Origin of the sequence: Amycolatopsis sp. ATCC 39116 (assembly GCF_000231075.2) — a bacterium.
GTDB lineage: Bacteria > Actinomycetota > Actinomycetes > Mycobacteriales > Pseudonocardiaceae > Amycolatopsis_E > Amycolatopsis_E tucumanensis.
In genome coordinates this window covers 14,396-27,343 of sequence record NZ_AFWY03000048.1, presented here as the reverse complement: position 1 = coordinate 27,343, position 12,948 = coordinate 14,396, and the positions used below count along the sequence as shown (strand labels likewise).

11 protein-coding genes are annotated in these 12,948 nt (G+C 72.6%); 7 read left to right on the top strand and 4 right to left on the bottom strand.

What is annotated here, in order from left to right:
* Positions 1-269 precede the first annotated feature (269 nt).
* The 3 genes from AMY39116_RS0332875 (at position 270) to AMY39116_RS0332865 (ending at position 4,073) form a co-directional block, all read left to right on the top strand.
* Positions 270-2,582 (top strand): bifunctional SulP family inorganic anion transporter/carbonic anhydrase, encoded by a 2,313-nt coding sequence (locus AMY39116_RS0332875; RefSeq protein ID WP_020421851.1) that lies wholly within the window; start codon positions 270-272, stop codon positions 2,580-2,582.
* 38 nt (positions 2,583-2,620) lie between these two features.
* Complete coding sequence (gene bioD, locus AMY39116_RS0332870; protein WP_020421850.1) at positions 2,621-3,355, top strand: dethiobiotin synthase; 735 nt, start codon at positions 2,621-2,623, stop codon at positions 3,353-3,355.
* Between the two features lie 121 nt (positions 3,356-3,476).
* Positions 3,477-4,073, top strand: coding sequence for a DUF2567 domain-containing protein (locus AMY39116_RS0332865; RefSeq protein ID WP_020421849.1), 597 nt, complete (start codon positions 3,477-3,479; stop codon positions 4,071-4,073).
* Positions 4,074-4,496: 423 nt separating this feature from the next.
* Here AMY39116_RS0332865 and AMY39116_RS0332860 read toward each other — a convergent pair whose 3' ends face one another.
* The 3 genes from AMY39116_RS0332860 to AMY39116_RS0332850 form a co-directional block, all read right to left on the bottom strand.
* Positions 4,497-4,757 (bottom strand): WhiB family transcriptional regulator, encoded by a 261-nt coding sequence (locus tag AMY39116_RS0332860; protein WP_017984038.1) that lies wholly within the window; start codon positions 4,755-4,757, stop codon positions 4,497-4,499.
* Positions 4,758-5,003: 246 nt separating this feature from the next.
* Positions 5,004-5,717 (bottom strand): LON peptidase substrate-binding domain-containing protein, encoded by a 714-nt coding sequence (locus AMY39116_RS0332855; RefSeq protein ID WP_020421848.1) that lies wholly within the window; start codon positions 5,715-5,717, stop codon positions 5,004-5,006.
* Positions 5,718-5,750: 33 nt separating this feature from the next.
* Positions 5,751-6,389 (bottom strand): NUDIX domain-containing protein, encoded by a 639-nt coding sequence (locus AMY39116_RS0332850; RefSeq protein WP_027934805.1) that lies wholly within the window; start codon positions 6,387-6,389, stop codon positions 5,751-5,753.
* A 110-nt stretch (positions 6,390-6,499) separates the two neighbouring features.
* Between AMY39116_RS0332850 and nadA the strand changes: the two genes are divergently transcribed.
* From nadA to AMY39116_RS0332830, 4 genes are read left to right on the top strand one after another with little or no spacing between them, the layout of a single operon-like run.
* Positions 6,500-7,507: a quinolinate synthase NadA gene (gene nadA / locus AMY39116_RS0332845; RefSeq protein ID WP_027936432.1), complete on the top strand. Its 1,008-nt coding sequence runs from the start codon at positions 6,500-6,502 to the stop codon at positions 7,505-7,507.
* Positions 7,504-9,150, top strand: coding sequence for an L-aspartate oxidase (locus AMY39116_RS0332840; RefSeq protein WP_020421845.1), 1,647 nt, complete (start codon positions 7,504-7,506; stop codon positions 9,148-9,150). Before nadA ends, AMY39116_RS0332840 begins: the two co-directional genes overlap by 4 nt.
* On the top strand, positions 9,147-9,995 hold the full coding sequence (nadC, locus tag AMY39116_RS0332835) for a carboxylating nicotinate-nucleotide diphosphorylase (protein WP_020421844.1): 849 nt from the start codon (positions 9,147-9,149) through the stop codon (positions 9,993-9,995). The genes AMY39116_RS0332840 and nadC overlap by 4 nt, the downstream gene beginning before the upstream one ends.
* A 60-nt stretch (positions 9,996-10,055) precedes the next feature.
* On the top strand, positions 10,056-11,336 hold the full coding sequence (locus AMY39116_RS0332830; RefSeq protein WP_020421843.1) for a sensor histidine kinase: 1,281 nt from the start codon (positions 10,056-10,058) through the stop codon (positions 11,334-11,336).
* Between the two features lie 523 nt (positions 11,337-11,859).
* On the opposite strand, the gene AMY39116_RS0332825 is transcribed toward AMY39116_RS0332830, so the two are convergent.
* On the bottom strand, positions 11,860-12,933 hold the full coding sequence (locus tag AMY39116_RS0332825) for a dihydrofolate reductase family protein (RefSeq protein WP_020421842.1): 1,074 nt from the start codon (positions 12,931-12,933) through the stop codon (positions 11,860-11,862).
* Positions 12,934-12,948 lie beyond the last annotated feature (15 nt).

Below are 12,948 nucleotides of genomic sequence, written 5' to 3'. Positions count from 1 at the left end.
GGGGACACTCAGCCCGCCGTCGTGCACCCTCAGTCACGTTTCGTGTCGATCATCAGGCTGCTCGGTGACCTGTGTCACGCACACTGATGGCCTGACGCCAATACGCCGTTACTCATCAGTCATGACCCTTTGTGAACAAAACGTGAGAATTTCTTTGCATACCGGACATCCCGGGCGTTTTTCGGTATCTCTGGTGCTACAGGCCGTCACTGGGGCCGGTCTTCCTCGGTTCATCCCCAAGTTCGGGCACTTCCGCACCGGAGGCGTGAATGATTGACAACTCTGCTCAGGAGCGTGAGCACGCTCCGCCCCGCTCGTGGCGGTCCGCGCTGGACAACCTCCGCCACGACGTGCCGGCCTCGCTGGTCGTCTTCCTCGTCGCGATCCCGCTGTCGCTGGGCATCGCGCTGGCCTCCGGGGCGCCGATCGTCGCCGGGCTGATCGCCGCGATCGTCGGCGGCATCGTGGCCGGCGCGCTCGGCGGCGCGCCGCTGCAGGTCAGCGGCCCCGCCGCGGGCCTGACGGTGATCATGGCGGAGACCATCAACGAGTTCGGCTGGGCCGCCACCTGCGCCATCACCGTCCTGGCGGGCGCGCTGCAGATCCTGCTCGGCCTGAGCCGGATCGCGCGCGCCGCGCTGGCCCTGTCCCCGGCCATCGTGCACGGCATGCTGGCCGGCATCGGGGTCACGATCGTGCTGGCCCAGCTGCACATCGTGCTGGGCGGCAGCGCGCAGAGTTCGCCGATCGACAACCTGCTCCAGCTGCCGGCGCAGATCCTCGACCCGCACGGCCCCGCCACCCTGATCGGCCTGATCACCATCGGCATCCTGCTCGTGTGGGGCAAGCTCCCCGCCGCGGTGCGGAAGGTGCCCGGTCCGCTCGCCGCGATCGTCGCGGTCACCGTGTTCTCGCTGGTCGCCGGCCTGGAGGTGCCGCGCGTCGACATCCCGGCGAACGTGCTCGACATCAGCTTCGCGCCGGACTTCCCGGACACCGGCTGGTTCGACTTCGGCGTCGCCGTCGTCACCATCGCGCTGGTCGCGAGCGTCGAGAGCCTGCTCTCCGCGGTCGCCGTCGACAAGATGCACACCGGCCCGCGCGCGAACCTCAACCGCGAACTGCTCGGCCAGGGCGCGGCCAACATGACCTCGGGCGCGCTCGGCGGCCTGCCGGTCACCGGCGTGATCGTGCGGAGTTCGACCAACGTGCAGACCGGCGCCCGCACCCGCGTTTCCGCCGTCCTGCACGGCGTTTGGGTGCTGCTGTTCGTCGCCGTGCTCGCCGGGCTGCTGCGCAACATCCCGCTGGCCGCGCTCGCCGGCCTGCTGGTGCACGTGGGCGCGAAGCTGGTCAACCTCAACCACATCAAGCAGGTGCTGCGGCACGGTGACCTGCCGGTCTACCTGATCACGCTGCTCGGCGTCGTGGCCATCGACCTGCTCACCGGTGTGCTGATCGGCGTCGCCGCGGCCGCGCTGATCATGCTCCGCCGCCTGCTGTGGTCCGGCATCCACGCCGAACGCGACGGCGACAAGTGGCGCGTCGTCGTCGAGGGGGCGTTGTCCGCGCTCTCGATCCCGCGCCTGACCTCGGTACTGGGCACCATCCCGCGCGGCGCGACGGTGACCCTCGAACTCGTCGTGGACTACCTCGACCACGCGGCGTTCGACACGCTCTCGGCCTGGCAGCACTCCCACGAGGAGGCCGGCGGCCAGGTGATCGTGGACGAGATCGGGCACCCCTGGTTCGAGCGGGGCAAAGCAGGCGAGCCGACCGTGCACAAGGCCAAGGCCCAGCGGATCGCGCCGCGCTGGTTCGCCCCCTGGTCCGACTGGCAGCAGGCTCAGCAGGAGGAGCCGGTCGAGGTCCCGGAGCAGCGGCAGCCGCGGGAGAGTTCGATGCGGCGCGGCATGGTCGAGTTCGAGCGGCGCACCTCGGAGCTGGTCCGCCCGATCCTGGGCAAGCTGGCCGACACGCAGAACCCGGAGACGCTGTTCATCACCTGCGGCGACGCGCGGATCGTGCCGAACCTGATCACCAGCAGCGGGCCGGGCGACCTGTTCACTGTGCGCAACATCGGCAACCTGGTGCCGGACCATGAGACGTGCGCGGCGGGTTCGGACGCGTCCATCGGCGCCGCGGTCGAGTTCGCGGTCGGGGTGCTCAAGGTGCGCGAGATCGTGGTGTGCGGGCACTCGTCGTGCGGCGCGATGAAGGCGCTGCTCGGTGGCGTGCCGGCGGGCGCGCCCGCGCTGGAGTCCTGGCTCCGGCACGCCGAGCCGAGCGTGGAGCGGGCGAAGACGCACGCGCCGATCCGGATCGGCGACTCACTGCCCGCGTCCGAGGCCGACCAGCTGGCGCTGCACAACATCCTGCAGCAGCTGGACCGGCTGCGGGAGTACCCGACGGTCGCGGCCGCCGAGGCCCGCGGCGAGGTCGACCTGGTGGGGATGTACTTCGAGGTCGGCGCCGCCCGGGTGCACCTGTACGACCCGAAGGCGAACGCCTTCGTCTCGGCCGACAGCGTCGACGGCGTCGTGAACGGGACCGAGGAGAGCAACCCGATGGTCACCGGGTAGCCACACACCGGAAAGCCGGCCGGCCGGCGCCGGTATTAATGTCGGATCCCGTGAGCGTGCTGGTGGTGACCGGGACCGGAACCGGCGTCGGCAAGACCGCGGTGACCGCGGCCCTCGCCGCGCTCGCGCGCGCCGAGGGCCGCCGGGTGGCCGTGCTGAAACCCGCGCAGACCGGGGTCGCCCCCGGCGAGCCCGGCGACATCGACGAGGTGACCCGCCTGGCCGGGGAGGTCACCGCCCGCGAGCTGCGCCGTTACCCCGACCCGCTCGCCCCGGAGGCCGCGGCCCGGCGCAGCGGCATCGCGCCGGTCGGGCCCGCCGAGGCCGCGGGCGCGGCGAGCGAGCTGGCCGAGACGCACGACCTCGTGCTGGTCGAGGGTGCCGGAGGACTGCTGGTGCGCTTCGACGCCGACGGCGGCACCCTCGCCGACGTCGCGTGGTCGCTGTCCGCGCCGCTGCTGGTGGTCGCCGAGGCCGGGCTCGGCACCCTCAACGCGACGGCCCTCACAGCCGAGGTCGCGACCGCGCGTGGTCTCAACGTGCTCGGTGTCGTGATCGGGTCCTGGCCCGCGCAGCCGGACCTGGCCGCCCTGTGCAACGTGTCCGACCTGCCGGTGGCCGCCGGATCGCCCCTGCTCGGCGCCCTCGCCGAGGGTGCGGGCGGGCTGGACCGCGACGCCTTCCTGGAGGCCGCGCGCGCCGGGCTGTCGCCGTGGTTCGGCGGCGACTTCGACGCCGAACGGTTCGAAAAAGGCCTGAACGCCCAGTCCTGACCCACGTTCTCCGGGTGAACCCGGCGGCTGGATCGGCGACGCGGCCGACACGGTGCGTACACGGGTGGGGTGACCGGCTAATCTCGGTGCGGCGGATCAAGCGGCAACGGAAAGAGGTGCGGTGGCCGACTCGTCGCCGGTGCAGGCCAGGCCGGGAGCACCCGGCCCGGAGCTGTCCGCTGTGCTGTTCCACCGGCGGCCACCCCAGCCGCGGGTGGTCGTGAAGGCCGACCTGCTGCCCGCGGTCAGCCTGCTGTCGCTGATCGGCGTGCTCGGCATCCCGCTCGGCTGGCTCTGGTCGCTGCTCGCCCCGCCCGAACGGGTGCGCGTGTTCGACGGCGGCCAGCTGATCCCGCTGCAGCTGGAGAGCTGGCACCGCTTCGACGACCTCGCGATCTACGCGTTGCTGGGCCTCGGCCTGGGTGTCGTCACCGGGGCCGCGGTGTGGATGCTGCGCGAGCGGCGCGGGCCCGTCGTGCTGATCGCCGCGGTGCTCGGCGGCCTGCTCGCCGCCTGGCTCGGCGTCCAGATGGGTGTGGCCTTCGCCAACAGCGCCTACGCGGTCACGACCACGCCGGCGGTCGGCGACGTGATCGAGCGGGCGCCGCGCATCGAGTCGTTGTGGGTCCTGGTGGCCCAGCCGCTGGGCACCGCGCTGGCCTACGGCCTGCTCGCCGGCTGGAACGGCCGCGACGACCTCGGTCGCAGGCTGGGCTAGGTCCTGTCCTGTAGTCGATCCAGCTGTGGTCCGGGCGTGGGCGCGGATCGAGGCGTTGCTGCCGGTGCCGGGTCGGGGTCGGCGGTGGCGGCGTGGTACGGGCGCACCTGCGTGCTGCTGGCGCCTGGCAAAAAGGGGCTGCGCCCGGCGTCGAGGCGCTCGCGGTCGACGGGGCTGCCGCTGCGGTGCTGCTCACTGGAGGCCAGGCCGGTGGCGATCCGCAACTGCTGCCGCTCCCGCCTTCGACTCTGAGGCCTGCAAGCGGCGCAACGTGGTCGAACGCTGTTTCAACCGGCTCAAACAGTTCCGCGACCCGGCTGGCTGGCCGCCACCATCCTCTGGCTCCGATGACTTACCGGACACTTCCTGGAAACGCGAAACGGCCGGAACCCCGTGCTCGGGGTCCCGGCCGTTCGGCTTGTCTCAGGCCGCCTCGGCGCGCCGGCGGGAGCGGATCAGGCTGCGCCGCTCCTGCTCGGTGGTGCCGCCGAAGATGCCGTTGTCGAGACCGGAGTCCAGTGCGTAGGCCAAGCATTCGGCGCGCACCGGACAGCTTGCGCACACCGCCTTGGCCCGTGCGACCTGCCGGGCGCCCGGGCCCATTTCGGACACGGGGAAGAACAGCTCAGGGTCCTCGTCCCGGCAGGCGGCACGAGTACGCCAGTCGATCACGTCGCGGCTCATGGCGTGCCGCCTCCTTCCATGCGTTTCGTTTCTCAGCTGGCGCTCCAGGCACCAGCAAGGGTGACAGGCACGCGTAAGGGCCCATCTGGTTTTTCTTGCTGCGGTATCTGGGTTGCCACGCCGGGCTCGGATCAATCACCTTGATCCGGCGGGCTGGTGGCAGGGGCTGTTGCCAGCGCCGAAGGTCCAACGGTACCAGGAAGATCGTTGTTCCCGCTCACCTGCGGAAACGTTGTGGCCAGCGTCTCAGTTCAGGCTGGCGGGCAGGCCGAGCTGGATCAGCTCGGGTGGGGGAGCGGGCACCGCGCGCAGCTTCGACAGGAAGCCGGCCTCGCGCCGCAGCATCCGGCTGACCATCCGCAGCCGGCGCAGCGGCTGGGTCTCTTCGAGCAGCTGCTGCCGGTCGGCCAGCGGCAGCAGGCAGTCGGCGGCGAGCAGGTACGACAGCGCGCCCGGCCCGGTCTCCGATTCCGGCACCGCCCACGAGTCGCGGTGCCAGGCGGCCTCGCAGTACGCCGCGTGCGCGGACAGGGCCGCGTCGCGCAGCCCGGCGACCGCCCGTCCGGCGGCAGGCGGCAGCGGGGCGTCGTCGACCCATTCGACGGTGCCGACCAGGTAGGGCGCGCGGCTGTTGTCGATGTCCAGCACGCGGAAGCGGCGCTCGCCGCGGGTGATGATGTCGAACCGGCCGTCGGGCAGCCGCTCGCTCTCGCCGAGCAGCGCGGTGCAGCCGATGCCGTGGACGTGGTCGAGGTGCTCGACCTCACGCACCGCGGAGTTCCGGATCGCGACGATCCCGAACCGGCGGTCCGGCACCGTGCCGGTCAGCAGGTCGACCGCGAGCTGCCGGTAGCGCGGCTCGAACAGGTGCAGCGGCAGCGTCGCGCCGGGCAGCAGGACGGTCTGCAGAGGGAACAGGGGGATGGTCTCTGTCGTTCTTTCCTGCCGCTCCGCATCCACGGCTACACGGTACGTCGATCCGGTGGTTCTCGCTCAACGTCGTTTGGGCGGTGGGCGGAACACCGCGAACGGGTCGGTGACCTGGATGCCCTTCCCGGTGAAGGAGAACAACGCGGCCGGTCGTCCCCCGCTCCGGCCCGGCGCGGCGGTGTGCCCGGTGGGCGAGAGCAGGCCGCGCCGGGCCAGCACACGCTGCAGGTTCGTCGCGTCGACCTTGTAACCCAGCGCGGCCGAGTACAGCTCGCGCAGCGCCGAGATGGTGAACTCGCGTGGCGCGAGCGCGAAGCCGACGTTGGTGTAGGACAGCTTGGAGCGCAGGCGGTCGCGGGCGCGCAGCACGATGTCGCGGTGGTCGAACGCGGTGCGCGGCAGGTCGTCCACCGGGTGCCAGCGCGTGTCCTCGGGGACCTCGGGGTCGACGTCCGAGGGGACCAGCCCGAGGAACGCCGTGGCGACCACGCGTGGCCCCGGCACGCGGTCCGGTGCGCTGAACACCGCCAGCTGCTCGACGTGGCTCAGCTGCCGGACATCGACCTTCTCCGCGAGCTGGCGGCGGATCGAGGTCTCCACGTCCTCGTCCGGCCGCAGCCGCCCGCCGGGCAGCGACCACCGCCCGACGTGCGGATCCAGCGCCCGGCGCCACAGCAGGACCTGCAGTGTGGCGCAACGCACCTGCAATACCGCCGCCAAAACCTCGTGTGCCAGGGGGGCGCTGCTGTTAATATGGCTTCGCACGGTTTTCGATTGTAAGGCGAAAACCAGCGACTGGTCCAGGAGGGCCGATGACTGCAGCGACTGTGGACCTGACCCCGTACGGCGGCGTGGAGCCGGACGAGGCGTGGGCGGAAGAGGTGCGCAAGCTGGCGCGCGAGCGGGATGCCGTGCTGCTGGCGCACAACTACCAGGCTCCGGCGATCCAGGACATCGCCGACCACACGGGGGACTCCCTCGCGCTGTCGCGGATCGCCGCCGCCAGCGACGCGTCGACCATCGTGTTCTGCGGCGTGCACTTCATGGCCGAGACCGCGAAGATCCTGTCGCCGGACAAGACGGTGCTGATCCCCGACGCCCGCGCCGGCTGCTCGCTCGCCGACTCCATCACCGGCGCCCAGCTGCGCGAGTGGAAGGCGCAGCACCCCGGCGCGGTCGTGGTGTCCTATGTGAACACCACCGCGGAGGTCAAGGCGGAGACGGACATCTGTTGCACGTCGTCCAACGCGGTCGACGTGGTGGCCTCGATCCCGGCCGATCGCGAGGTCCTGTTCGGTCCGGACCAGTTCCTCGGCGCGCACGTCAAGCGCAAGACCGGGCGCGAGAACATGCACATCTGGGCAGGCGAGTGCCACGTGCACGCCGGGATCAACGGTCCCGAGCTGGCCCAGCGCGCGGCCGACCACCCGGACGCGGACCTGTTCATCCACCCCGAGTGCGGTTGCGCCACCTCGGCGCTCTACCTGGCCGGCGAGGGCGCGGTGCCCGCGGACAAGGTGAAGATCCTGTCCACTGGGGACATGGTGCACGAGGCCCGTGCGACGAAGGCGAAGTCGGTGCTGGTGGCCACCGAGGTGGGCATGCTGCACCAGCTGCGCAAGGCCGCGCCGGGCATCGACTTCCGCGCGGTGAACGACCGGGCGTCGTGCGCCTACATGAAGATGATCACCCCGGCCGCCCTGCTGCGCGCGCTGCGCGAGGGCGCCGACGAGGTGCACGTCGACCCGGAGATCGCTGCCAGGGCCCGCGCCTCGGTGCAGCGGATGATCGAGATCGGGCAGCCCGGCGGCGGCGAATGACCGGCCCGGTTATCGACGAACAGACGAAAACCGCCTGCTGGGAGGCTCGCGCGGATCTGGTCGTGCTCGGCACCGGCGTCGCCGGGCTGACCGCGGCGATCCGCGCGCAGGAGCTCGGCCTGCGGGTGCTGGTCGTGACGAAGGCGGCGGTCGAGGACGGCAACACCCGCTGGGCGCAGGGCGGCGTCGCCGTGGTCATGGAGGACCAGCACGACGAGGGCGACTCCGTCGCGCGGCACGTCGACGACACGTTGATCGCGGGTGCCGGGCTGTGCGATGCCGATGCGGTCGCGGCGATCCTCGCCGACGGCCCGCGTGCCGTGTCGTGGCTGCGGTCGGTGGGCGCGCGGTTCGACCCGGGCGCCTCCGGGCTGCTCGCCCGCACCCGTGAGGGCGGGCACAGCGCGTTCCGCGTGATCCACGCCGGTGGTGACGCGACCGGGGCCGAGGTCGAGCGGACGCTCGTCGCCGAGGCGACCGGCCGTCGGCTGCCCGTGCTGGAGCGGCACATCGCGGTCGACGCGTTGCGCACGCCGCGGGGCGACGTGGCCGGGGTGACGGTGCTCGACCCGGAGGGGCGGCCGGGTGTGCTGCGCGCGCCCGCGGTGCTGCTGGCCACCGGCGGCATGGGGCAGCTCTACCAGGCCACGTCGAACCCGGAGATCGCCACCGGTGACGGTGTCGCGCTCGGGTTGCGGGCCGGTGCGGTGGCCGCGGACCTGGAATTCGTGCAGTTCCACCCGACCGTGCTGTACACGCCGGGCGCCCGCGGCCGGTGCCCGCTGGTCACCGAGGCCGTGCGCGGCGAGGGCGCGGTGCTCGTCGACGGCGCGGGGGCGTCCGTCATGCAGGGCGTGCACCCGCTTGGCGACCTGGCGCCGCGCGACGTCGTCTCCGGCGCGATCACGCGGCGGCTCGCCTCGGCACCCGGCGGGATCGACGACCACGTGTTCCTCGACGCGACCGGCGTGCCCGGGTTCGCCAAGCGGTTCCCGACGGTTTTCGCGGCCTGCCGGGCGATCGGCGTCGACCCGGCGCGTGATCCGATCCCGGTGACCCCGGCGGCGCACTTCGCGTGCGGCGGGATCGTCGCGGGCACCGACGGCCGCACCGGTGTCGCCGGCCTCTACGCGGCCGGCGAGGTGGCGCGGACCGGGTTGCACGGCGCGAACCGGCTGGCGTCCAACAGCCTGCTGGAAGGCCTGGTCACCGGACGCGCCGCCGCCGAGGCGGTGGCCGCCGACCTCGCCGCCGGCCTGCTGGCCGACCCGAAGCAGGCGTCGGCACCCGCGTGGGGGCGGGTGCGGATGGCTGAGCGGGACGCGCTGCAGCGCGCGATGAGCCGGTACGCGGCCATCGGGCGGGACGCCGACGGACTGGCGGTGGCCGGCGCGGTCCTCGATCTGTCGACTTCGGACGGTCCACTGCGGACCCATGCGGACGTCGAGAACGCGTCGCTCACCTTGGTGGCGCAGGCGCTGCTGGCCGCGGCCGCGCGCCGCACCGAATCGCGCGGCTGCCACGTCCGCGCCGACCACCCCGGCCGGGACGACGTGACGTGGCAGCGCAGTCAGCTGATCCGGCTCAACCCGTCGGGGCAGCCGGTGCTGGCCGACCCCGTGTGCACGGAGGAAGTGGCATGAACCTGGACCTGGAGGACGCCCGCCGCGTCGTGGAGATCGCGCTGGCGGAGGACTTGCGGTACGGACCGGACGCGACCACCGCCGCCACGGTGCCCGAGTCGGCGACCGCGGTCGCGGAGATCACCCCGCGCGTGGACGGGACGCTCGCCGGTGTGCCGGTGGCGCTGCTGGTGTTCGACGCGGTGCTCGGCGACGGGTACGAGGTGCTCGACCGCGCCGAGGACGGCACCCGGCTCGTGGCGGGCAAGCCCGCGCTCGTCGTGCGGGGACCGGTGCGCGGGCTGCTCACCGCGGAGCGGACGGCGCTGAACCTGCTGTGCCACCTCTCCGGCGTGGCGACCGCGACGGCCGCGTGGGTGTCCGCTGTGGACGGCACCGGCTGCGCGATCCGGGACTCCCGGAAGACGCTGCCCGGCCTGCGGCTGCTGGAGAAGTACGCGGTGCGCTGCGGCGGCGGCGTCAACCACCGGATGGGCCTCGGCGACGCGGTGCTGATCAAGGACAACCACGTGGTGGCCGCCGGTTCGGTCACCGCCGCGCTGGCGGCGGCCCGGGAGCACGCGCCGGCGCTGCCGTGCGAGGTCGAGGTCGACACGCTCGACCAGCTCGACGAGGCGCTGGCCGCGAGCGCCGACGAGGTCCTGCTGGACAACTTCACGCCAGGGCAGTGCGCGGAAGCCGTGCGCCGCAAGGACGAGGTGTCGCCGAAGACGCGGCTGGAGGCCTCCGGCGGGCTGAAGCTGGCGAACGCGCGGGCCTACGCCGAGACCGGCGTGGACTACCTGGCGGTCGGCGCGCTGACCCACTCCTCGCCCGCGCTCGACCTCGGCATGGATCTCCGCTGAACCTTGTTCCGGCCTCCCCCGGCTTGCTATGACTGGGGTCCGGGGGAGGAAGGAACGGGCATGGCTGGCAACTTCCTGCTCACCTTGCTGCGCAAGGGGGCGGGGGTGCTGGCGTCCACGCCGGGCGAGCTGCCGGCGGAGATCGACGATCCGGAGCCGGTGTCCGCGCTCAAGCGGATGGGCGCCGTCGCGGCGAGCAGCACCGACGGGCCGCGCTCCTCGCTGATGGTGCGCGCGACCCGGTACGCGGTGCTGCTGCCGCTGGTCTACCGGATCGGGGTGCTGCCGATCGCTTGGGTGTGGCTGGTGGCGGCGCACGGTTTCGTGCTCTCGGCGACGGTGGTCGCCTGGGTGGGCGTGCTGGCGAACCTGACCGCGCTGGTGTGGGTGCTGCGCGTGCCGGACCGCAGCGGCCGCACCACGGGATTGCTGCTGGCGGCCGATCTGGTGTTCGCGGTCGCGGCGGGCGTGGCGGTCAGCGCGACGGCCCCGGCGGAGCTGTACTGGGCCGCGGCGTGGGTGCCGTTCCTGAACCTGACCGGGACGGTCGGGTTGTGGACGATGTGCCGGGGCGTGCCTGCCGGGCTCGCGCTGGTGGTGCTCGGGGTGCCGTTCCAGGTGGGGTCGCTCGCGCTCGGCGGGCAGCTGTCGATGTGGGTGCCGTCGCTGGTCAGCGGGACCGGGACGATGCTGGTCGCGGTGGTGACGGCGGCCGGGACGCTGGTGCTGCTCGGGGTGGCGACGCGCTTGGCGCTGGCGATCGGGATGCGGCTCGGCGTGGCCGGGGAGCGGGCACGCACGGAGCGGGCGCTGCACGACACGGTGCTGCAGGCGCTCGAAGCGATGGCGATGCACCGGGGCGGGGATCCGGCCGCCGAGCTGGACCGGGTGCGTGCGCAGGCGCGGGCGCAGGCGGCCGAGCTGCGGCGGGGGCTGGGCACGCCGGGCGGTGGCGGCCAGGGGCTCGCGGGGGAGCTGACCGGGTTGGCGACTGAGATGGCGCGGGAGGGGCTGCGGGCGCAGCTGGCGCTGTCCGACCTGGCCGACGACACCCTGACGGAGGCCCGCCGAGCAGCGGTCCGCGACGCGGCGCGCGAGGCGTTGCGGAACACGCTGAAGCACGCGGGCACCCGGGAGGTCGTGATGCGCCTCGCCGAGCACGAGGGCGGAATCGCGGTGGTGATCCGGGACCACGGAGTCGGCTACGACGAGGACGCACGCCCGGCGGGCTTCGGGGTGAGCTCGTCGATGAAAGCGCGCCTCACCGAGGCCGGCGGCTGGTGCCGAATCGACTCCAAACCAGGCCACGGCACGCGGGTGACGTTGTGGGTGCCGCGCTAATCGATCCCAGCCGTGCTCTACCCAAGGAATACGACGAGGAGTTCCACTCCAGGAGCATTGACCTCGAGGACCATGCGGAGCTCACGAGTGCGTACATCACTGCGCGCAACCTCGGTCCGTACGCCACTCCGGAGAGCATCGCGCCCCTTCTTTCCGATCTCCCGGTCATGGTGCTCCCGGACATCCTCGCCGCGAATGAGTACCGGGAGCGGGGTGAACCCGGCTCGTGGCAGCCACCTTCAGACGTGTGGCGTGCACGGGCGTGTGCTGGGGGAGCCTCCGCAGCCCGAACGAGTCCTGGCAACAGGCGGCGTTCCAGAGGCTGCTGGCCGCGACCGCGTCCGGGCGCACAGGCGCTAGAACCTGACTTCACAGCCCTGCTGCCCGAGACCGAGCGACTGCTGCCGTTGCCGAAAGCGGCAGATGTGGAAGTTCTCCGACAGCGGCACCGCCACTGGAAGGACCGCCTCCGGCAGTCGGTGCCGCAGCTCGATCGGCTCTTGTTCACCTTGCCGTGCGCTATCTAGTCCCCCAGGGGCAGGTGCGCGTTCGTCGCCTTGACGAGGGGTGCCAGGTCGGGCAGTTCGCGCACCTCGCGGCCCGCCGCGCGCAGGGTTTCCGCTCCCACGCAGTCCACGAACAGGTTCGGCTCGCGCCAGGCGAACACCACCCGCGGGATGCCGGCGTCCAGGATGTGCCGCGTGCACGACACCGCCCGCGACGCCCGCGAGCTGCACGGCTCCAGCGACGAGTAGATCGTCGCGCCCGTGACGTCCGCGTCGCCGAGCTTGGCGATCGCCACCTCTTCCGCGTGGTCGTGCGGGTCGGTCTCGCCCGAGTACCCGGTGGCCAGCACCTCGTCGGCGGCGTCCACCACGATCGCGCCGACCCGGAACGTCGTCGACGGCGGGCACTTCTCCGCCAGCTCGATCGCCTCCCGCAGCCTGCGGTGGTCCCGCGCCGCCTGCCCCAGGTGGTACCGCATGAACACGACGTCCCCGATGCGGCGCGTCTCGGTCAGCTGCAGCCGTCCCGGCGGGAACCGGCCGGGCCCGACGAACCGCGGCGCCTCCGCCTCGCCCACGAACACCGGCGCGATCGCCAGCTGCAGTTCGTCCACCACGCCCGCGGTGAGGAACATCGTGTGGACCGCGCCGCCGCCCTCGACCATCAGCCGCTCGATCCCGCGGCCGGCCAGGTCCGCCAGCACGTGCCGCAGGTCGAGCGGGTCCCCGCCGTCGACCACGGTCGCCACCGCGCCCAGCCGCTCCCGCACCTTCGGCACCGCCGCGGCCGGGGCGTACACCAGCTTCTCGACGTCGCCGGTCGTGAAGAAGTTCGCCGACGGGTCGAGGTCGCCGCTCCCGGTGATCGTCACCTTCGCCGGGTTGCCGCGCCCGGAGCGCACCAGCAGCCGCGGGTTGTCGGTGCGGATCGTGCCCGCCCCGACCAGGATCGCGTCCACCCCGGCACGCACGTCGTCGACCCGCGCGAAGTCCTCCTCGTTGGACAGCAGGAGCCGCCGGTCGCTGGTGTCGTCGAGGTAGCCGTCCAGGGAAACCGCCGCCGAGGCGAGGACGTACGGGCGCGTGCTCACCCCCCGGAGTCTGCC

Excerpts from the sequence above, each read along its gene's own strand:
- AMY39116_RS0332875 (WP_020421851.1), top strand. The coding sequence starts at position 270 with ATGATTGACAACTCTGCTCAGGAGCGTGAGCACGCTCCGCCCCGCTCG.
- bioD (WP_020421850.1), top strand. The coding sequence starts at position 2,621 with ATGTCGGATCCCGTGAGCGTGCTGGTGGTGACCGGGACCGGAACCGGC.
- AMY39116_RS0332860 (WP_017984038.1), bottom strand. The coding sequence starts at position 4,757 with ATGAGCCGCGACGTGATCGACTGGCGTACTCGTGCCGCCTGCCGGGAC.
- nadA (WP_027936432.1), top strand. The coding sequence starts at position 6,500 with ATGACTGCAGCGACTGTGGACCTGACCCCGTACGGCGGCGTGGAGCCG.
- AMY39116_RS0332840 (WP_020421845.1), top strand. The coding sequence starts at position 7,504 with ATGACCGGCCCGGTTATCGACGAACAGACGAAAACCGCCTGCTGGGAG.
- nadC (WP_020421844.1), top strand. The coding sequence starts at position 9,147 with ATGAACCTGGACCTGGAGGACGCCCGCCGCGTCGTGGAGATCGCGCTG.
- AMY39116_RS0332830 (WP_020421843.1), top strand. The coding sequence starts at position 10,056 with ATGGCTGGCAACTTCCTGCTCACCTTGCTGCGCAAGGGGGCGGGGGTG.